This is a genomic window from Pseudokineococcus sp. 1T1Z-3, assembly GCF_037482365.1.
Lineage (GTDB): Bacteria > Actinomycetota > Actinomycetes > Actinomycetales > Quadrisphaeraceae > Pseudokineococcus.
Window position 1 is genome coordinate 44270 of sequence record NZ_JBBHZF010000020.1, and the last position, 19209, is coordinate 63478.

Sequence of the window (19209 nt, forward strand, 5' to 3'; positions counted from 1 at the left end):
GGGTCCGGTGGAGCTGCCCGAGCTGGTGCGCCGGCGCCGCGTGCGCCGGTCCTTCGACGCCGGCGCGCCCGTGCCGCGGGCGGTGCTGCGCGAGCTCGTCGACCTCGCGACGCGGGCGCCCAGCGCGGGAGCCAGCCAGGGATGGGACTTCCTCGTGCTCGACGGCGAGGACGTCGGGCGCTACTGGGCGGCGACCGCCGACCCCTCGCGACCGGCCGACCGGTGGCTGCGCGGGATGCGGACAGCGCCCGCCCTGGTGCTCGCCTGGAGCCGCGAGGCGGCCTACCGCGAGCGGTACGCGCTGCCCGACAAGGCCTCTGGGAGCCACGCCCCGGCGGGGCTCGACGCGCGCTGGCCCGTCCCCTACTGGCACGTCGACGTCGGCATGGCCGTGGCGCTGCTGCTGCTGGCGGCCGAGCACCACGGGCTGGGCGCCTGCCCCTTCGCCGTCCCGACCGCGCGCGTCGATGCGGTCCGGACGGCCTTCGGCGTCCCGGCCGACCGGACGCCGGTCATGGTCGTGGCGCTCGGCACGCCGGCCGGCCACCCGGACGACGAGCTCGGTGACGTCGGCGACGGCGAGCCGGGCCTCCCGGCGGGCGCCGCGCCGCGGCGCCCCTCCCGGCGCCGTCCGCTCGACGACGTCGCGCACCTCGGCTGCTTCGGGCGGCCGCTGGCGTAGCACCGGCCCGCCGCCGACCTGCCGGCCTGACCGCCTGGCGCTGACCTGCGCCCTGCCGTCGGGGGCGTCCGCGAGGATGGCGGCATGGCCCGCCGACCTGCCCCGCCCGCCCCGCCGCCCGGCGAGGGCCGCGTCGTCGACATCGACGTCGCGGCCGAGATGCAGGGCAGCTTCCTGGAGTACGCCTACTCGGTCATCTACTCCCGGGCCCTGCCCGACGCCCGCGACGGGCTCAAGCCCGTGCAGCGGCGGATCCTGCTGGCGATGTCCCAGCTGGGGCTGCGCCCGGACCGCCCGCACGTCAAGTGCAGCCGGATCATCGGCGAGGTCATGGGCAAGTGGCACCCGCACGGGGACTCGGCCATCTACGAGGCGCTCGCGCGGCTGGCGCAGGACTTCAGCCTGCGCCTGCCGCTCGTCGACGGGCACGGCAACTTCGGCTCGCTCGACAGCGGCCCGGCCGCCCACCGGTACACCGAGGCGCGGCTGGCGAGCTCGGCGACGCCGATGGTGGCCGGCCTCGACGAGGACGTCGTCGACCTCGTCGACAACTTCGACGGCTCCCTGCAGCAGCCGGCCGTGCTGCCCTCGGCGCTGCCGAACCTGCTCGTCAACGGCGCCAGCGGCATCGCCGTCGGGATGGCGACGAACATGCCCCCGCACAACCTCGTCGAGGTCGTCGCCGCCGCACGTCACCTGATCGACCACCCGGACGCGACGCTGGAGGACCTGCTGGGCTTCGTCCCCGGCCCCGACCTGCCCTCCGGCGGGCGCGTCGTCGGGCTCGAGGGCGTCCGCGAGGCGTACGCGAGCGGCCGGGGCACCTTCCGGACCCGTGCCACGACGCGCGTCGAGCAGGTGACGCCGCGCCGCCGCGGCCTCGTCGTCACCGAGCTGCCCTACGGGGTCGGGCCCGAGCGGGTGATCGAGAAGATCGGCGACGCCGTGAAGTCCAAGCGGCTGCAGGGGGTCTCCGACGTCCAGGACCTCAGCGACAGCAGCAGCGGCCTGCGCCTCGTGGTCGAGGTCAAGTCCGGCTTCGACCCCGAGGCGGTGCTGGAGCAGCTCTACCGGCTCACGCCGATGGAGGAGACCTTCGGCATCAACAACGTCTGCCTCGTCGGCGGGCAGCCGCAGACCCTCGGGCTGCGCAGGCTGCTGGAGGTCTACGTCGACCACCGGCTCGACGTCGTCCGCCGGCGCAGCGCCTACCGGCTGGCCCGGGCGGCCGAGCGGCTGCACCTGGTCGAGGGCCTGCTCGTGGCGGTCGCCGACATCGACGAGGTCATCGCCGTCATCCGCTCCAGCGACGACACCGCCGCGGCGCGCGAGCGCCTCAGGAGCGTCTTCGACCTGAGCGAGGCGCAGGCCGACCACATCCTCGAGCTGCAGCTGCGCCGTCTCACGCGCTTCTCGACCATCGAGCTGACCGCCCGGCGGGACGAGCTGCAGGCGACCATCGCCGAGCTGGAGGCGGTCCTCGGCGACGAGACGCGGCTGCGGACGCTCGTCTCCGACGAGCTCGCCGAGGTGGCCCGCGAGCACGGCACCCCGCGGCGCACGGTGCTGCTGGAGGCCTCGGGCACCGCCGCGCCCACCGCCCGCGGCGCGCGGGGCCGGGGGCCCGCCGCGCCGCTGGAGGTGCCGGACGCGCCGTGCTGGCTGCTGCTGTCGGCGACCGGGCTGCTCGCACGGACGAGCGGCGGCGGCGGCGAGGGCACGCCCCCGGCGCCCGTGCCCGCGGGGCTGCCGGGCGCCGACCGGGCCGCCCACGACGTCCTGGCCTCCGCGGTGCCCACGAGCGCCCGCGCGCAGGTCGGCGCCGTGACGAGCGGCGGGCGGGTGCTGCGGGTGCCCGTCGTCGACGTCCCCGCGCTGCCGCCGACCAGCGCGGCACCCTCGCTGGCCGGGGGCGTGCCCGTGCTCGACCTGCTGCCCTCCCTCGCCCGCGGCGAGCGGGTCGTCGGGCTCGCGCGCCTGGACGTGCCGACCTCCGGCGAGGGCGGCGCGGGGGGCCTGGCGCTCGCGACGGCGGGCGGCGTGGTCAAGCGGCTGGCGCCGGGAGAGGCGCCGGGGCGGGAGGACTTCGACGTCATCGGGCTGAGGGACGGCGACGAGGTCGTCGCGGCGCTGGACCTGCCCGACGACGCGCGTGACCTCGTGCTCGTGACGAGCGACGCGCAGCTGCTGCGCTTCGCCGCCTCCGCGGTGCGGCCCCAGGGGCGCTCGGCGGGCGGGATGGCCGGGATCCGGCTCTCGGCCGGGGCGAGCGTCCTGGCGCTCGGGGCCGTGGCCACGGGGTCCGAGGAGGACGCCGTCGTCGTCACGGTGGCGGGAGCGGCCGGCGCCCTGCCGGGGACGCAGGCGGGCACGGCCAAGGTGACGCCCTTCACCGAGTACCCGGCGAAGGGCCGCGGCACCGGCGGGGTGCGCTGCCACCGTCTCCTCCGCGGTGAGGACGCGCTCCTGCTGGCGCACGTCGGACCGGGGCCGGTCGTGGCCGGTGCCGCGTCGGGCGCCGCGGTGCCGCTGCCCGAGGAGCCAGGACGCCGGGACGGCTCCGGGACACCGCTGGCCCAGCCGGTCGTCGGCCTGGGCGGCCGTACCGGCTGAGGGTCCCGGCCGGCTCTGCCGTCGCCAGCCGAGGCCGCCCGCGGTCACCTGACCGGGTGACCGCCACGACCACACGCACCGGGGTCCTCCGTCCAGGTGCCCCGGCGCTCGATGAGAGGGCGTGACCATCTCCGGCGGCGAGGGCTGCGCAGCAGGTCCCCGGGCGTCGGCCCGCGGCGCCGCCGCCGTGGTCGTCGTCACCGGCGCCGCGGTGCTGCTCCTGCTCGCCGTGCCCGCGGTGCGCCCGGCCGCCGTGGTGGGCGCCGCGTGGACCACCGTCGCGCTCCTCGTCGCGGGGACCCTCTGGCACCGACCTCGGGACGCCTGGCAGTGGTGGGCGCTCGTGGTGTCCCTGACGGCGTGGTCCACCTCCATCACCGTCGTCCAGGTCGAGGGTCGAGTCCCCCCGCTCGGCGTCGCCCTGCTCGCCCTGGCGCAGCTGGCCGCGTTCGTCGTCGCCGTCACCCTGCTCCCCTGGCCGGGTCGCGCCAGGTCCCGGCGCCCGCCTCGCGCCCGAGCGACCCGGGTGCTGGACGCCACGGTCGTCGTCGTCGTCGTCGGCCTCGTCCTCGCGCAGGCCGTGGCCACGGCGGCCACCGGGTCCGCCCGCGCCACGACGGTCGTGGTGTCGCTGGCGGTCGACGTCGCCATCCTCGGGCTGCTGCTGGCCTTCGTCTTCTCGCACAGGGTCCGGGCCCGCTCGGGTCACCTGCTGGTCGCGGCGGGCGTGACGACGATCCTCTTCGACCTCCTCTCGGGCATCCACGGCAGCCGCGTCGCGCTGCCCGGTGACACCGCCCAGGCGCTCGGGGTCACCGCCCTGCTCTTCGGGGCCGCAGCGCTGCACCCGAGCATGACCGAGGTCTTCCGCCCGCCCTCGCCGAGAAGTCGGAGGGCACCCTCGGGCGCCCTGCTGGGGCTGCTGCCCCTCATGGCCGTGCCCGTCGCCCTGTGGGCCGTCGCGCGCGCCAGCGGCGCGACCGGGCTGCCGACGGAGGTCCTGCTGGCGGGGGCGTCGCTCGCGGCCGTCCTGTGCCTGGTGCGGGCGTCGCTCGCCATGCGCGGCGGCGAGCACTCGGCCGAGCACGACCCGCTCACGGACCTCGTCAACCGCCGCGGACTGGAACGGCTCTTCGACTCCTCGTCGAGCCCCGGCGGCTGGGCCCTCCTCCTCGTCGACCTGGACAGCCTGACGAAGGTCAACGACGCCTTCGGCCACGCGGTCGGGGACGCGTTGCTGCGACGGGTGGGCGACCGGCTGCGGGCCGTCGTGGGACCGGCGGGCGTCGTCGCCCGCCTCGGCGGCGACGAGTTCGTCGTCCTCGCCCGCGCGGGCCAGGCCCGTGCCGTCGCCGAGGAGGTGCTGCGGGTCAACCGGCCCACCGTGGGCCTCGGGGAGCACGAGATGTCGACCAGCGTGAGCCTGGGGCTCGCCGACGCCGACCCCCGCGCCGACCTGGACGAGCTGCTGACCCGCGCCGACATCGCCCTGTCGCTCGCCAAGTCCGGCGGTCGGGACCGCTGCGTCCCCTTCACGCCGCAGATGCGGGAGGACGTGCTCCGCCGCCACCGCCTCACGACGGACCTGCAGCGGCTCCTCGACCCGGCAGTCCCCGGGTACGCCGGACAGCTGGTGGTGCACCAGCAGCCGCTGGTGGAGCTGGCCGGGGACCGGACCGTCGGCGCCGAGGCCCTCGTGCGGTGGCAGCACCCCGAGCTCGGGCTGCTGCCCCCCGACGCCTTCCTGCCCCTGGTCTCGGCGGCCTCGCTCGACAGCGCCCTCGACGACGCGGTGCTGCGCCAGGTGCTCCACCAGCTCGCGCGCTGGCGCTCGGAGGGGCGGGCCACCCTGCCGGTCAGCGTCAACCTGACGACCTCGAGCCTGCTGGACCCGTGCCTCGACGACCGGGTCCTCGACCTCCTGGCGCTCGCGGGGGTGCCCGCCGCCATGCTGCACCTGGAGGTCACCGAGCACGAGGAGCTGCCCGCCGACGGACCGGCGGGCAGGACGCTGCGGCGGCTGCGCGAGGCCGGTGTCGCCGTCCACCTCGACGACTTCGGGCGCGGCTACACCTCGCTGTCCTACCTGCGCCGCTTCCCCGTCGAGGTGCTCAAGCTCGACAAGTCGGTCGTGGACTCGGTGACGACGCCCGTCCAGCGCCGTCTCGTCGCCGGCATCGTCGCCATGGCCTCCACGCTGGGCCTGGACCTGCTCGCCGAGGGCGTCGAGACCACCGAGCAGCGCGACGCCCTGCTCGCCCTCGGCGTGCGCTACGGCCAGGGCTACCTCTTCTCCCGCCCGCTCCCGGCCGCGGACTTCGCCGAGCAGGCGCTCGGCCCTCCGGCGCACCAGCCCTCTGCCGCCGTCCCGCCGCGGCCTCGGCGCCCGCTCGGGGAGGCGACGGCGCCGCACGGCGTGCTGCGGGACGCCCCGCGCTGACCGGCCGCCGTCCTGCTCCGTCGCTGCGGCCCGCGGGCTGCCCCCGGCAGCGGAGGCCCAGCCCGGCGACGTCGGACCCAGCTGCCTCGAACCCAGCCGCGTCGGACCCAGCCACGTCCTGTCGCCGTCACACTGCCTGGGGGCGGGCTCGGCGGGCGCAGGTCCCTGACCAGCGCACCCGTCGCCGACGAGGAGGCCGGTGGCGTCATGACGGTGGACCTGAAGCGGGAGATCAGCACCTACCGCGCGCGACGAGGACGCTTCGACGTGGTCGAGGTGCCGTCGCTGCAGTACGTGATGGTCGACGGGCGGGGGGACCCGAACACCTCACGGGCCTACGAGGACGCCCTCGCGACGGTCTACCCGGTGGCCTACGCGCTGAAGCGCCTCGGCACGGAGCGAGGCCGCGACCACACCGTCATGCCGCTGGAGGCGCTGTGGTGGGCGGAGGACATGCACGCCTTCACGGCCGCCCGCGACAAGAGCCGGTGGTCGTGGACGGTCATGGTCATGACGCCCAGCTGGTTCACCTCCGACGACGTCGTGACGGCCGTCGACGCGGTGCGGCGGCAGGGCCGTGGGCCGGCCCTCGAGCGGCTCCGGCTGGAGACCCTCGTCGAGGGCCTGGCCGTGCAGACGCTGCACGTCGGCCCGTACGACGACGAGGGCCCCCTCCTGGCGACGATGCACGACGAGGTGATCCCGGGGCGGTCCCTGCGGATGGTCGGCCGCCACCACGAGATCTACCTGGGCGACCCACGCCGGTGCGCCCCGGAGAGGCTGCGCACGCTCCTGCGCCAGCCCGTCCGCCGCGAGCCGGGGCCCGCAGACGGATGACACCGCGCGCGGGCCCGGTCGCTGGTGCGAGAGCGGGCTCGCGCCGCCGGCTCAGGCGTCGATGCGCTCGCGGTCGAGGTCGGCGGCGCCCTCGACGATGAAGTCGCGCCGGGGCGCCACCTCCCCGCCCATGAGCAGCTCGAAGACCCGCTCGGCGGCCGCGGCGTCCTCGATGCGCACGCGCCGCAGGGTGCGGCGGGTGGGGTCCATGGTCGTCTCGGCGAGCTGGTCGGCGTCCATCTCGCCGAGGCCCTTGTAACGCTGGATGCCGTCCTTCCAGCGCCGCCCCTTCTTCTCCAGGTCGCGCAGCGTGCGGGCGAGCTCGGCCTCGGAGTAGGTGTAGACCACCTCGGCCGGTCGGCGCCCGGCGCCGACCACCTCGACCCGGTGCAGCGGCGGCACGGCCGCGAAGACCCGGCCCGCCTCGACGAGCGGGCGCATGTACCGGAAGAAGAGCGTGAGCAGCAGCGTGCGGATGTGCGCGCCGTCGACGTCGGCGTCGGTCATGACGATGACCCGCCCGTAGCGCGCAGCGTCCAGGTCGAAGGAGCGCCCCGACCCTGCCCCGACCACCTGGAGGATGGCGGCGCACTCGGTGTTGCCGAGCATGTCGGCCAGCGACGCCTTCTGGACGTTGAGGATCTTGCCGCGGATGGGCAGCAGCGCCTGGTACTCGCTCTGGCGGGCTCTCATCCCGGTGCCGAGGGCGCTGTCGCCCTCGACGATGAACAGCTCGCTGTGCTCGGGGTCGCTGCTGCGGCAGTCCTTCAGCTTGGGCGGCAGCGAGGAGCTCTCCAGCGCGGTCTTGCGCCGCTGGGTCTCCCGGTGCAGCCGCGCGCTGATGCGCGACTTCATCTCCGCGACGACCTTGTCGAGCACCGCCGCGGACTGCGCCTTGTCCTCCCGCCGGGTGGACCGCAGCCGGGCGGCCAGCTCGCCCTCGACGACCCGGCTGACGATGCCGCGCACCGCGGCGGTGCCGAGCACCTCCTTGGTCTGGCCCTCGAACTGCGGCTCGGCGAGGCGCACCGTGAGCACGGCCGTCAGGCCCGCGAGGACGTCGTCGCGCTCGAGCTTGTCCCCGCCCGGCTTGCTGGAGAAGGTGACCTTCAGCCGCCGGGCGTTGTCGGTGATGACCGCCTTGAGCACCTTCTGCAGCGCCGCCTCGAAGCCGGCGACGTGGGTCCCGCCCTTAGGCGTCGCGATGATGTTGACGAAGCTGCGGACGGTCGTGTCGTACCCGGTGCCCCACCGCAGGGCGACGTCGACGACGCACTCGCGCTCGACCTCGGTGGGCTCCAGGTGCCCCCGCGCGTCGAGCACCGGCACCGTCTCGGTGAAGCGCCCGCTGCCCTGCAGCCGCCAGACGTCGCTGACGGGCGCGTCGGTCGCCAGGTGCTCGGCGAACTCGGTGATGCCGCCGTCGAAGCGGAACTCCTCGACCCGCCGCCCGTCGACGCCCTCGCGCTCGTCGACGAGCACCAGGTGCAGCCCCGGCACGAGGAAGGCCGTCTGCCGGGCCCGGGCGAGCAGCTCCTCGTAGGCGAAGGCCGCCTTGCGCAGGAAGACCTGCGGGTCGGCCCAGTACCGGATGCGCGTGCCGGTGGGGGCGTCCTTGCGCGCGCGCCCGCTGACCCGCAGGCGGGAGGAGTCGGTGAAGGGGGCGAAGGGCGCGTCGACGCGCGGGCCGGCCTCGCCGTCGTCGAAGACGCCCGGCTCGCCGCGGCGGAAGCTCATGGCGTGGGTGCGCCCGCCGCGGTCGACCTCGACGTCCAGGCGCGCCGAGAGCGCGTTGACGACGGAGGCGCCGACGCCGTGCAGGCCGCCGGAGGCGGCGTAGGACCCGCCGCCGAACTTGCCGCCGGCGTGCAGCTTGGTGAAGACGACCTCGACGCCGGACAGCCCCGTCTTCGGCTCGGCGTCGACGGGGATGCCGCGCCCGTCGTCGCGGACCTCGACCGAGCGGTCGGCGTGCAGCACCACCTCGATGCGGCTGGCGTGCCCGCCGAGGGCCTCGTCGACGGAGTTGTCGATGACCTCCCACAGGCAGTGCATGAGCCCGCGCGAGTCGGTCGAGCCGATGTACATGCCCGGGCGCTTGCGGACGGCCTCCAGGCCCTCCAGCACCGAGAGGTGGCGGGCGGTGTAGGCGTCGTCGCGGCTGGCCTCTGCTCCTGCGCGCGGGGCCCCGGCGCGCGGGGACGGCGGTCGGCCGGGGGCGGAGGTCTGCTGGGCCACGTCCCCAGGCTAGGGGGATGGCCCGGCAGCGTCCCGGACGACAGCCGGCGCGGGGCCCGTTGCGCCGTCCGGGTGACGCGTCGCCGACGCCGGCGGCGGACGGCCGTTTTCTCCCGTGGCGAACGGGAGCGTCGCCGATGGGGGAACTGGCAGCCCGTGGTGCACTGTTGACCACGTGGAAGGACGGCACCACCGAGAGATCCTGGGAAGGACGACGTGACCTCGACCCTGGCACCTGAGACCCTCACCGCCGCCGACCGCTGCGACCGCTGTGGCGCCCAGGCCTACCTGATGGTGAAGCTCCCCTCCGGCGGGGAGCTGCTCTTCTGCAACCACCACGGTCGCGCGCACGAGGAGAGCCTGCGCGCCTCCGGCGCCGACATCCGCGACGAGTCCGCGCGCCTCGCCGGCTCCTGACCTGAGTGAGCAGCCCCTGCTCCAGGCTGCTGCACGACGGCCGCCGCCCCTGCCGGGACGGCGGCCGTCGTGCGTCCGGCCTCCGGTCCGTGCCCCCGTCCGTGCCCCGTTCCGGGCTCCGGCGCCTCGCGGCGACGTGCCGTGGCTGAGGTGATGGCCGGCTTCGCCGACACGGTCACCGTGCTGACCGGCATCGCGGTCGTCGTGGGTGTCGTCGGGACGATCGTGCCCGTCCTGCCCGGCGGGCTCCTGGTCGGCGCCGCGGTGCTGGTCTGGGCGGTCGTCACCGGCGGCGCCGCGTGGTGGGTCTTCGCGGGTGTCCTGCTGGTGCTCGTGACCGGCCAGGTGCTGGAGTACCTCACCGCCGGCGTCTCGCTCAAGCGCGCCGGCGTGCCCAACCGCTCGTTGGTCGTCGCCGGGCTGGTCGGCATCGTCGGCTTCTTCGTCGTCCCTGTGCTCGGGCTGGTCCTGGGCTTCCTCGGTGGCCTGTACGCCGCCGAGCGCTACCGCCAGCCCACCCACGCCGCCGCCTGGTCCAGCACCAAGACGGGGCTGCGCGCCGCCGGCGTCGCCCTCCTCGTCGAGCTGGCCGCCGTCCTCGTCTCGGCGACGATCTGGTTCTCCGCCGTGCTGTGGTGGCTGCGGTGAGCCCGGGCGGGTCCGGCCCGGGCGGCTCTGGCCCGGGCAACCCGGACGCCTCCCCCACCCACCCGGCCCTGCTGAGCGCCCGGGTCCGGGTGGTCGCCGACCTCACCGCCGAGGGCCTCGACGTCGCCCCGCTGGTCGACGTCGTCGACGGCTGCGTGCGCGAGCGCCGCTGGTGGCTGGACGCCTGGCCGGGCGGCGCCGACCACGTCGCCGGGCAGGTGGCCCAGGACGTCCAGGAAGCCCTCCTGGACGACCGCGGCGTGCGCTGGCCCGCCTGCCCGGCGCGGCACGACGACGGCACGCAGCCGCACGTGCTCCACGTCCTGCCCGACCTCGGCCCCGACCCGCACTGGGTGTGCGAGGAGTCCGGTGCTGCGCTCGCGCCGCTCGGCGGGCTGGGCACCCGCCTCCCCTGAGGGCGCGGCGGGCACGCGAGACGGCGAGCGCGGCGGGGGTGCTGCGCAGCACCCGGGAAGCCGTGGGTCCTACCGCTCGCAGACGACGCCGTCGGAGTCGCCGTCGCGGTACCAGCCGTACTCCGCGTCGACCCCGGCGACGTACTCACCGCGGTACCCCGCCCGGTGCAGCGCGGTGCAGGAGTCGAAGCGCGGGTCGGTCGCCGCCTCGTCGCCCTGCTGGTCGGCAGGCGCCGGAGGCTCGGGCGGGGCGGCCGGTGCAGCCGGAGGCTCGGGCGCGGCGGCCGGTGCAGCCGGCGGCTCGGGCGCGGCGGCAGGGGATGTGCCGGCGCCCAGCGCCTCGCAGGCGATGCCGTCACCGTCCCCGTCGAGCCTGGAGGGGTCCGCCGGGTCCCGGTCGAGCTCTGCCTGCGCCTCCGGCTGGGAGGCGAAGTCCGAGCAGCTGAAGCGGTCGCCCCTCGCCTCGCTGGCCGCCGCAGGCGCCGCCTCTCCCGGTGCTGCCGGCTCGCCCTGCGGCCCCGCGTCTGGCACCTGGGCCGGGACGGGCGGCACAGCCTCCTCGCCGGCAGCCTCCGGGCTCGGCTCCGGTGTCGTCGCGGCCGCGCTCTCGGCAGGCGAGGGAGGAGAGGTGGCCGACGGGGTCGCCCGGGGTGACGCCGTGGCCGGGGTCGGAGCCGACGGCGCCGTGGCCGCCGGGGTGCCCGTGGCGGCGACCTCCTCGTCGGAGGTCTGCTCCCCCGCACCGACCACCGTCCCCCCCAGCAGGAGGAGCGCCACCGCGACCGCGGCGGCGGCGCCGCCGCGCCTGCGGCTGCGCAGTCCCGGCAGCTGCGTCCCGCCAGCCAGGGCGGTCACCGCAGCGACAGGCAGGAGGGCCAGGCCGACGAGCACGACCGCGACGCCCGGGTCACCCGTCACGAGGGCCGCGAGGGCGAGGAGCGCCCCGAGCCCGAGCAGACCTGCGGCCAGGAGCGTCGCCCCACCGCGCAGCAGACCAGCGGCGGGAGGGCCACCGGAGGTCTGGTCGTCCACCCAGAGGGACCATCCGGGCGGTGGGGCCGGCCACGACGGGTCCGGCCGCCACCCCTTCGGTGGGGACCATCCCGCAGGAGGCTCGGGCCAGGTGGGTGGGGGGTTGAAGCGCTTGCCCATGTGAGGTCCTGCTCCGCTCGCCGGCAGAGGAGACCGTCGTTGGTCCCCCGACCACTGTGCGCAGACCTGCCACCGGAAGGCACACACGACCACTCCATCGTGTGACCGTGGTGACTGAGGGCGAGCACCGGCATCGCGGTCGTACTACCCCGGTGAGATCGGTCGGCGGGGTCGGTCGGTGGTGGGCCGACCAGCTCGTCCACGCACGTCGGCCCCGGCACCACGAGGGTGCCGGGGCCGTCGCCTGCCGCTGCGAGCCGAGCGGCGGTCAGTCCAGGTAGTCGCGCAGCACCTGGCTGCGGGAGGGGTGACGCAGCTTGGACATCGTCTTGGACTCGATCTGGCGGATCCGCTCGCGCGTGACGCCGTAGACCTTGCCGATCTCGTCGAGGGTCTTCGGCTGCCCGTCGGTGAGGCCGAAGCGCATCGAGACGACGCCGGCCTCGCGCTCGGAGAGCGTGTCGAGCACCGAGTGCAGCTGCTCCTGCAGGAGCGTGAAGGACACGGCGTCGGCCGGGACGACGGCCTCGGAGTCCTCGATCAGGTCGCCGAACTCGCTGTCGCCGTCCTCGCCCAGCGGCGTGGACAGCGAGATGGGCTCGCGGCCGTACTTCTGGACCTCGACGACCTTCTCGGGCGTCATGTCCAGCTCCTTGGCCAGCTCCTCCGGCGTGGGCTCACGGCCCAGGTCCTGGAGCATCTGGCGCTGGACGCGGGCCAGCTTGTTGATGACCTCGACCATGTGGACCGGGATGCGGATCGTCCGCGCCTGGTCGGCCATCGCGCGGGTGATGGCCTGGCGGATCCACCACGTCGCGTACGTCGAGAACTTGTAGCCCTTGGTGTAGTCGAACTTCTCGACCGCACGGATCAGACCGAGGTTGCCCTCCTGGATGAGGTCCAGGAACAGCATCCCGCGGCCGGTGTACCGCTTGGCGAGGGAGACGACGAGGCGCAGGTTGGCCTCGAGCAGGTGGTTCTTCGCGCGGCGACCGTCGTGGGCGATCCACTGCAGCTCGCGGTGGTACTTCGGGTCGTCGATCTCCCCCGAGCCCATGCGCTCCTCGGCGAACAGGCCGGCCTCGATCCGCTTGGCGAGCTCGACCTCCTGCTCGGCGTTGAGGAGCGCCACCTTGCCGATCTGCTTGAGGTAGTCCTTGACCGGGTCGGCCGTGGCGCCGGCGGTGACGACCTGGACGGCCGGGGCGTCCTCGTCGTCGTCGTCGCGCAGCACGAAGGAGTCACCCTTGCCCTCGGGCGAGGCCTTCGCGTCCGCCTCGTCCGCCTCGCGCACGGTGGGACGGGCGGCGGCGTCCTCGTCGGCGAGGGTGTCGACGACGTCCGCGACGACCTCGGTCGGCCCGGTGCCCGGGTCGGCCTTGCGGGCCTTGGCCGTGGTCGCGCCCTTGGCGCCCGCCTCGCCGCCCTCGTCGGCCTTCTTCGCCGACGCGCCCTTCGCCGCGGCCCCCGTCGTCTTGCGGGCGGCGGGCTTGCGTGCGGCCGTGCGCGCCGGTGCCTTCTTCGCGGGGGCGGGCGACCCGTCGCCCTCGGCGGGCTGCGTCTCCTCGACGACCGCCGTCGCCGCCGAGCGGGTCCGCGTCGCGGCCGCGGTCCGCTTGGGGGCCCGCGCCCGAGCGGGGGCGGTCGGCTGGGGGTCGTCGACGACGACGGTGACCGACGCCTCGTCGAGGGCGCGCAGCACGGCCTTCATGCGCGTCATCGGGACGTCAGCGCTCTCGCACGCCGAGCGGAGGCTGCTCGCCGTCACGGTGCCCGTCGAGCGGCCCGCGGTGAGCAGGTCCTGCAGCTGCGGGTGGGCGAACTCGGCGGGGAGCTGCTGGACGGGGGTGCTGGTGGGGCTGGGAGCCGACGACACTGACTGCCTTCCGTCGAGGTGGACGAGCGGGGCCGGACCGGTGGCGCGACCGGTCGGCGACGGCGCGAGCCGTCCAGGTGCGGGGTGGGGCCGCGGTGGATCGGTGGTTCAGGCGCGGGGCCGACGGCGCCAGGCCCCGCTGAGCCACCTCGGTCAACGAGCGGACGCCGCCGTTCATGCCCGGGCCGGGCGATGTTTTCGGGCACGACGACATGGGTGGTGCGCAAGTCCCCATCATGGCACGCCCTGCGGGCGCCCCGGACGGCCCTGGCCCGTCCGGGGCGCGACCGGGTGGGCCAGGGGGTGCGCGGCGAGGAGGAGGGTCAGGGCGTGGGCTTGACGGCGAGCACGGGGCACGGGGCGTCGAAGAGGATCTTCTGCGCGCCCGAGCCGAGGATGAGCTTGCCGACGGGCGTCCGGCGACGCAGCCCGATGACGACGAGACGGGCTCGCTCGTCGGCCGCCACGGCGAGGAGGTCGTCGGAGGGCTCCGCACCCGGCGAGAGGGCCCTCAGGTCGTACCCGGGGCCGCCGGGGCCCAGCGCCTGCTCGACCTCGGGCCGCAGCTCCTCCAGGGCCCGGGCGCTGGTGGCCTGCGGCTGCGGGTCGTCGGGGTCGGCGCGGCGGTTGTCGAGGACGACCACGCGCTCGGCGCAGCGCGCCGCCTCGGCCAGGCCCGCCGTCAGAGCCGCCCGGCCCTCCCGGGTCGGGACGTACCCGACGACCACGGTCATGAGCTCTCCTCGCCGCCGACACCCGGGGCCAGACCGCCGCGGGCGCCGCGGACGCTACCCGACACCTCTCCTCGCACCCCCCGTCGACACGGCTCGTCCTGCCCGCTCGGCGCGCCCGCCGCCGGCGAGCACCGGACCTGCCGCGCCCAGCCGCAGCACGCCGACCCGTACCGTGCCCGAGGTGGGCGACGGCGACGGGTGGGTGCTCGGACCCTCCGGCGAGCGTCGCTGGGGCCGCTTCGGCGCCGCCGGGCTCCTGCTGCTCGCGGGCCCCGACGGCCGGCGGCGCGAGCCCGGCGGCGTCAGCGAGGCCCCCGTCGACCTCGGGTCGGCCGCGGCGACCAGCGGCCGCCGGGTGCTCCTGCAGCTGCGCGCGGGCTGGACCCACCTCGGGGGCACGTGGGGCATGCCCGGCGGTGCCGTCGACAGCCACGAGGACGCCGTCGCCGGGGCGCTGCGGGAGGCCCACGAGGAGACCGGGGTGGCGCCCGACGCGGTGGAGGTCCTCGGCCAGCGCGTCACCGCCGACCTGGGGACCTGGCGCTACACGGTCGTGCTCGGGCGGCTGCGCGCCGGTGCGCCGCCGCAACGGCCGCACGCGGCGACCCCGGAGTCCGAGGAGGTGCGCTGGGTGGACCTCGCCGACGTCGACGGGCTGCCGCTGCACCCCGGGCTCGCCGACTCGTGGCCGCTGCTGCGCGAGTGGGTCGACCACGCCTGCCCGGGACGGGCCTGAGGAGGACGTCCTGCCGGGACGGGCCGGGCAGCCCAAGGACGGGCCCGGGGGCCACCCGACCGGGGCGCGCGGGAGATGGTCTCCGGGCCGCCTCGGCCCCACCTCCTGCACCGGGCACCAGGATCCGGGCACCAGGAACCGGGCACCAGGAACCGGGCACCAGGANGCCGGGCACCAGGAGCCGGGCACCGGAAGAGCGGGGGAACGGCGTCAGAGCCGGGTGGTGCCGCCCTCCCGGCCCGGCCCGCCGGGCCGGTCGAGCAGCTCGGCCACCAGCGCGCCGACGGCGTCCACCTCGACGAGGAAGCCGTCGTGCCCGGCGCCGGACTCGATGAGACGCACGGGCCCGGCGGCGGGGAGGTCGGCAGCCAGCACCTCGCTGCCCGCCACGGGGTAGAGCCGGTCGGAGGTGACGGCGGCCACCAGCGTCGTCGCCGTCACGCGGGCGAGCGCCGCCGTCCTCCCGCCCCGGCCGCGCCCCACGTCGTGGCCGTTCATGGCGCGGGTGAGCACGACGTAGCTGCCGGCGTCGAAGCGGCGCACGAGCTTGTCGGCGTGGTGGTCCAGGTAGGACTCCACGGCGAAGCGTCCGCCACGCGCGACGTCCTCGCCGGCCTGCGCCCGCCGGCCGAAGCGGGCGTCGACCTCCTGCGCGCTGCGGTAGGTGGTGTGGGCGATCCGGCGGGCGACGCCCAGGCCGTGGTGGGGCCCGAGCCCGTCGGGCGCGTCGTGGTAGTCCCCGCCGGCGTAGCGCGGGTCCCCCTCGATCGCCGCGAGCTGGGCCGCCGCCCAGGCGATCTGGTCGGCGCTGGCCTCCGCGCAGGAGGCCAGGACGAGCAGCCGGCGCACGCGGTCGGGCGCGCAGACCGCCCACTCCAGCGCCCGCATCCCCCCCATCGAGCCCCCGAGGACGAGCGCGAAGGAGGCCACCCCGAGGGCGTCGGCGAGCGCCTCCTCGGCGGCCACCTGGTCCCGGACGGTCAGCGCCGGGAAGCGGCTGCCCCAGGGCCGCCCGTCCGGGGCCGGTGACGCCGGGCCGGTGCTGCCGCGGCACCCGCCGAGGGCGTTGGGCGCCAGCACGCACCACCGGTCGGTGTCCAGCGCGAGCCCGGGACCGACGAGCCCCTCCCACCAGCCGGGCGTGGGGTGGCCCTCCCCCGCCGGTCCGACGACGTGGCTGTCACCGGTGAGCGCGTGGCAGACCAGGACGACGTTGGCCCCGTCGGCGTCGGGTCGGCCCCAGACCTCGTAGGCCATCTCGACGCCGGGCAGCACCGCGCCGGACTCCAGGACGAGGTCGCCGACGAGCACGCTGCGCCGCTCGCCCACCGGGTCGCCCGGGCGCCAGGCCGCGCTCGCGGGGGGCGGCGGCTGGGGCGAGGCCGCGGGTGCCGCCGCCGCCTGCCCGCCCGGGGCGGCAGGCACGGCGGCGGTGCGCGCCGGCGGCACGGGCGTCACGGCCGGGACGACGGAGAGGGTGCTGGCCACGGCGACCTCCTGGTCGAGGGGCCGTGCGACGCCGGCCCGCGCTTGCCCGCCGACGACCGACGGGCCCGGTCATCACCCGGGGCACCCCACCGCGGAGGAGGGTTGCCGCCCAGCGAGCCGGGGCTTGGCGCTGGGACTCATGACCTGGGCCGACGGTACCTGCCCCGGCTGCGGGTCCTCAAGGCGCGTCCCTCGCCCGGCGCGGGCGCCGCTGCCGCTCACCGCGGGACGTCAGCCGCACGGCGGGCGCTGGTCCTCCTCACGGCGGGCGCGGACCCACGCGGGCGTCGCCCCGGCGTCAAGGACGTCGAGCACGAGCTGGCCCATCGAGGAGGCTGGAGCGACCTCGACCGACCGCTGCGCGCAGTGCACGGCCCGCGCGCCGTCACCGGCGAACCAGGCCGACCACGCGAGGGCGCCCAGAGCCTCGGCGCCGTCGGGGCCGGGCACGTGCCGCACGACGGCAGCCAGGAGCGCGTCGACGGGGTCGACCAGCGCGGGGACCGGCTCGCGGGCCTGGTCGGCCGCGCCGACCACCTGCTCCATGAGCGCCGCGGACCGACCGGCGTCGTCGAGCCCGCGCAGCAGCAGCCCCGGCACGTCGCCGGCCTCGTCGAGGCACGACACGAGCAGGGCGTCGCGGAGCCGGGGGTCCCGCAGGCTCGCGGCCAGACGGCCCAGCAGGACGGGGTCGTGCCGCTCCCCCGCGGGCAGGTCCGCGTCGGGCGCCGGCCCGTCGGGCCCCACGGGCAGGGCTCGTGCCGCCTCGGCCGCCCCCCGCTCGACCGCGACGGCGCGCTGGAGGGCCTGCCACGCCTCGACGCGCACCCGGGCCGACCGCTGCTCGTCCTGACCGCTGCGGCGCTGCCGCGCCCGCTCGGCGGCGACGCCACGCCGGGCCTCCTCCTGCGCCGCCGAGGACACGGGCACGAGGTCTGCGAAGAGGTCCTCGCGCGTGGTCAGCGGGGCCGAGCCCGCGACGACCATCTCGGCGGCGACCCGGCTGCCGAGGACCTCGGCGAGCGGCGCCCCCTCCGGCGGGCAGCACCCCTTGCGGCAGGCCAGGCTGCGGTAGCACCGCCCGTCGACCCACCAGGACTCGCGCAGACCGACGCCGGCCTCCCGGCAGCGGAGCTCGAGGAGCGCCTGGAGGAGGTCGGGGGTCCCCGCGTCGCGCGGGTCGAGCCAGGGGTCCCCGGGCGGGCCCTGGTCGTCGTAGAGGACGGCGACGACCTCCTGCGCGCCGTCGGCGACCATGTGCCCCACCGTCGAGGTCACCACGAGGTCGAGGTGGGCGGCGGCCTGCTGCTCCAGGGCCGCCACGGCCAGCAGGTCCTCGACCTCGCGGTCGAGCCGGGCGACGGCCTGCACCGACGCGGGCAGGTCGACGCGGGCCACGAGCCCGACGCGCCGGCGCGGCCCGCGCAGGCTCACGAGCACGAGGCTGCGGGAGGGGTGGAAGCCCAGCTGGTGCGGGACCAGGGCCAGCAGGTCGCGCGGGTCGCCGCTGCGGACGAGCAGGGGCTCGGCCTGCGCCTCCGCCGGACGCCGGCCGGCGCTGCGGGGACCAGGCGGTGCGCCGCGCCCGCGACGGCGGGACCCCGGGACGTACGGCCCTCGGGGGGCGGTGCTGCGCGGGCGGTCGGACGGGGCGGCGGGCCGCTCTGGGGTGCTCATGCGCCGGAGCGTGCACCCGGTGGTCAGGCCCGGCGGCGTCGTCCACAGGCAGCCCGCCTGCGGGCCCGACCGACGCCCCTGTGGACGACGGGCCACTGCGAGGCGTCGCCCGGCGGCGCGTCAGACGACGACGTGCCCCTCGACGGTCTCGCCGCGGCGGGCGCCGGAGGAGGCCGCGCGGGCGTCGTCGTCGACGGCCGCGCCCTCGCCCTCGCCCTCCCAGCGTAGGAAGGCGTTGGTCTCCTCGAGGACCGCGCCGGCCAGCCACGCGAGGACGAGCGCGTCGTCGGCGAACCCGGCCATGAGCAGCAGCCCCTCGGGCACGAGGTCGACCGGGGACACGACGTAGGCGACCGCGAGCGCCATGAGCCCCAGCCTCTGGACGGTCGTGCCCGGGTACCGCCCCCGCAGCGTCGCGGCGACGAGCCGCGGCAGGGCGGAGACCTGCTCCCAGATCCCGGGGTCGCCTGCCCGGCGCGAGCGCAGGAAGGCGGCGGCCAGGGCGCGGAAGGCGCCGGCGGAGTGGGTGCGAGCGGTCACGGGTGCCTCCGGGGTGCTCGGACGGGTACCCCAGGGTAAGCGCTGCTCATCGCCGGGCCAGGTCGGCGATCCCCCCGGCCGGGAAGTCCTCCTGCGCCCGCCTGCCGATGCCGCGCATGAGCCAGGCGTCCGCGCCGGCGCCGACGACGCCGCCCGCCACCGGGACGAAGCGGCCGAGGCGGCCGACGAGGCGGGCGCCCATCTGCCCGAGGAGGCGGAAGCCGACGCCCTTGTTGACGGCCATCCGCGCCGGGGCGGGCAGGCCGCGCAGCAGCGTCCGCGACAGGAGGCCGCCGCCGACCCCGGCCACCGGCAGGGCGTTGCCGGCCCCGACGAGGCTGTCCAGGACGGCGGCGCGCACCCCGGCGTCGCGCAGGTCGTACCCGCGCACGTGGGCGAGCGCGGCGGCCAGCCGGGTGCCGAGGGCGTAGAAGCCGACGACGTTGGCGGGCAGCGCCACCGGCAGGGTCACGAGCCCGCCGAGACCGGTGACGAACCCCTCGACGCCGGCCAGCCGGACGTGGGAGCGCACGAGCCGCGCCACCGCCGCCTCGGCGTCGCCCTGCTCCGCCGCGAGGGCGGCGTCGGCGACCTCGTGCGCCGCGTCCAGGGGGCCGGCCCCGGCGATGCCGAGGTCGACGAGCCGCTGCACCAGGCCGGCGGCGGCCTTCTCGCGGTCCTTCTCGTCCTGGCGCGAGGAGCCGTCCTTCGGCAT

Annotated in this window: 16 protein-coding genes and 1 riboswitch; of the genes, 8 read left to right on the forward strand and 8 right to left on the reverse strand. The window is 76.8% G+C overall.

What is annotated here, in order from left to right; all coding sequences use genetic code 11:
- The first annotated feature begins 7 nt into the window (after positions 1–7).
- From WDV86_RS07235 to WDV86_RS07250, 4 genes are all read left to right on the forward strand, one after another.
- Positions 8–682 carry a nitroreductase family protein gene (locus tag WDV86_RS07235; protein ID WP_339566937.1) on the forward strand — a complete coding sequence of 225 codons (675 nt, stop codon included), beginning with the start codon at positions 8–10 and terminating at the stop codon, positions 680–682.
- An 84-nt stretch (positions 683–766) separates the two neighbouring features.
- Positions 767–3295 carry a DNA gyrase/topoisomerase IV subunit A gene (locus tag WDV86_RS07240; protein WP_339566938.1) on the forward strand — a complete coding sequence of 843 codons (2529 nt, stop codon included), beginning with the start codon at positions 767–769 and terminating at the stop codon, positions 3293–3295.
- A 121-nt stretch (positions 3296–3416) separates the two neighbouring features.
- Complete coding sequence (locus WDV86_RS07245; RefSeq protein ID WP_339566939.1) at positions 3417–5735, forward strand: putative bifunctional diguanylate cyclase/phosphodiesterase; 2319 nt, start codon at positions 3417–3419, stop codon at positions 5733–5735.
- A 207-nt stretch (positions 5736–5942) separates the two neighbouring features.
- On the forward strand, positions 5943–6572 hold the full coding sequence (locus tag WDV86_RS07250; RefSeq protein ID WP_339566940.1) for a GyrI-like domain-containing protein: 630 nt from the start codon (positions 5943–5945) through the stop codon (positions 6570–6572).
- A 51-nt stretch (positions 6573–6623) separates the two neighbouring features.
- On the opposite strand, the gene WDV86_RS07255 is transcribed toward WDV86_RS07250, so the two are convergent.
- Positions 6624–8699 carry a DNA gyrase/topoisomerase IV subunit B gene (locus tag WDV86_RS07255; RefSeq protein ID WP_445262981.1) on the reverse strand — a complete coding sequence of 692 codons (2076 nt, stop codon included), beginning with the start codon at positions 8697–8699 and terminating at the stop codon, positions 6624–6626.
- 327 nt (positions 8700–9026) lie between these two features.
- Here WDV86_RS07255 and WDV86_RS07260 point away from each other — a divergent pair, with 327 nt between their 5' ends.
- From WDV86_RS07260 to WDV86_RS07270, 3 genes are all read left to right on the forward strand, one after another.
- A complete protein-coding gene (locus WDV86_RS07260) occupies positions 9027–9227 on the forward strand; it encodes a DUF7455 domain-containing protein (protein WP_339566942.1) in 201 nt (66 codons plus the stop codon).
- A gap of 141 nt (positions 9228–9368) precedes the next feature.
- Positions 9369–9875 (forward strand): DUF456 domain-containing protein, encoded by a 507-nt coding sequence (locus WDV86_RS07265; RefSeq protein ID WP_339566943.1) that lies wholly within the window; start codon positions 9369–9371, stop codon positions 9873–9875.
- A complete protein-coding gene (locus WDV86_RS07270; RefSeq protein ID WP_339566944.1) occupies positions 9872–10291 on the forward strand; it encodes a hypothetical protein in 420 nt (139 codons plus the stop codon). Before WDV86_RS07265 ends, WDV86_RS07270 begins: the two co-directional genes overlap by 4 nt.
- A gap of 69 nt (positions 10292–10360) precedes the next feature.
- Here the strand turns inward: WDV86_RS07270 and WDV86_RS07275 are convergent, their stop codons facing one another.
- The 3 genes from WDV86_RS07275 to WDV86_RS07285 form a co-directional block, all read right to left on the reverse strand.
- Entirely contained in the window at positions 10361–11323 is a 963-nt protein-coding gene (locus WDV86_RS07275) for an excalibur calcium-binding domain-containing protein (protein ID WP_339566945.1), read from the reverse strand.
- A 388-nt stretch (positions 11324–11711) separates the two neighbouring features.
- The gene (locus WDV86_RS07280) at positions 11712–13319 is read right to left on the reverse strand and encodes an RNA polymerase sigma factor (protein WP_339566946.1); all 1608 of its coding nucleotides are present in this window, start codon (positions 13317–13319) and stop codon (positions 11712–11714) included.
- 323 nt (positions 13320–13642) lie between these two features.
- Positions 13643–14053, reverse strand: a complete 411-nt coding sequence (locus WDV86_RS07285) for a universal stress protein (RefSeq protein ID WP_339566947.1) — start codon at positions 14051–14053, stop codon at positions 13643–13645.
- Positions 14054–14234: 181 nt separating this feature from the next.
- Between WDV86_RS07285 and WDV86_RS07290 the strand changes: the two genes are divergently transcribed.
- Positions 14235–14789: an NUDIX hydrolase gene (locus tag WDV86_RS07290; RefSeq protein ID WP_339566948.1), complete on the forward strand. Its 555-nt coding sequence runs from the start codon at positions 14235–14237 to the stop codon at positions 14787–14789.
- A gap of 210 nt (positions 14790–14999) precedes the next feature.
- Here the strand turns inward: WDV86_RS07290 and metX are convergent, their stop codons facing one another.
- The 4 genes from metX to WDV86_RS07310 form a co-directional block, all read right to left on the reverse strand.
- Positions 15000–16214 (reverse strand): homoserine O-acetyltransferase MetX, encoded by a 1215-nt coding sequence (gene metX / locus WDV86_RS07295; RefSeq protein WP_445262982.1) that lies wholly within the window; start codon positions 16212–16214, stop codon positions 15000–15002.
- A 96-nt stretch (positions 16215–16310) separates the two neighbouring features.
- Positions 16311–16422, reverse strand: a riboswitch (SAM riboswitch).
- Positions 16423–16508: 86 nt separating this feature from the next.
- Entirely contained in the window at positions 16509–17954 is a 1446-nt protein-coding gene (locus tag WDV86_RS07300) for a DUF4192 domain-containing protein (protein WP_339566950.1), read from the reverse strand.
- Positions 17955–18074: 120 nt separating this feature from the next.
- Positions 18075–18494 (reverse strand): YkvA family protein, encoded by a 420-nt coding sequence (locus tag WDV86_RS07305; RefSeq protein ID WP_339566951.1) that lies wholly within the window; start codon positions 18492–18494, stop codon positions 18075–18077.
- A gap of 46 nt (positions 18495–18540) precedes the next feature.
- Complete coding sequence (locus WDV86_RS07310; protein WP_339566952.1) at positions 18541–19209, reverse strand: hypothetical protein; 669 nt, start codon at positions 19207–19209, stop codon at positions 18541–18543.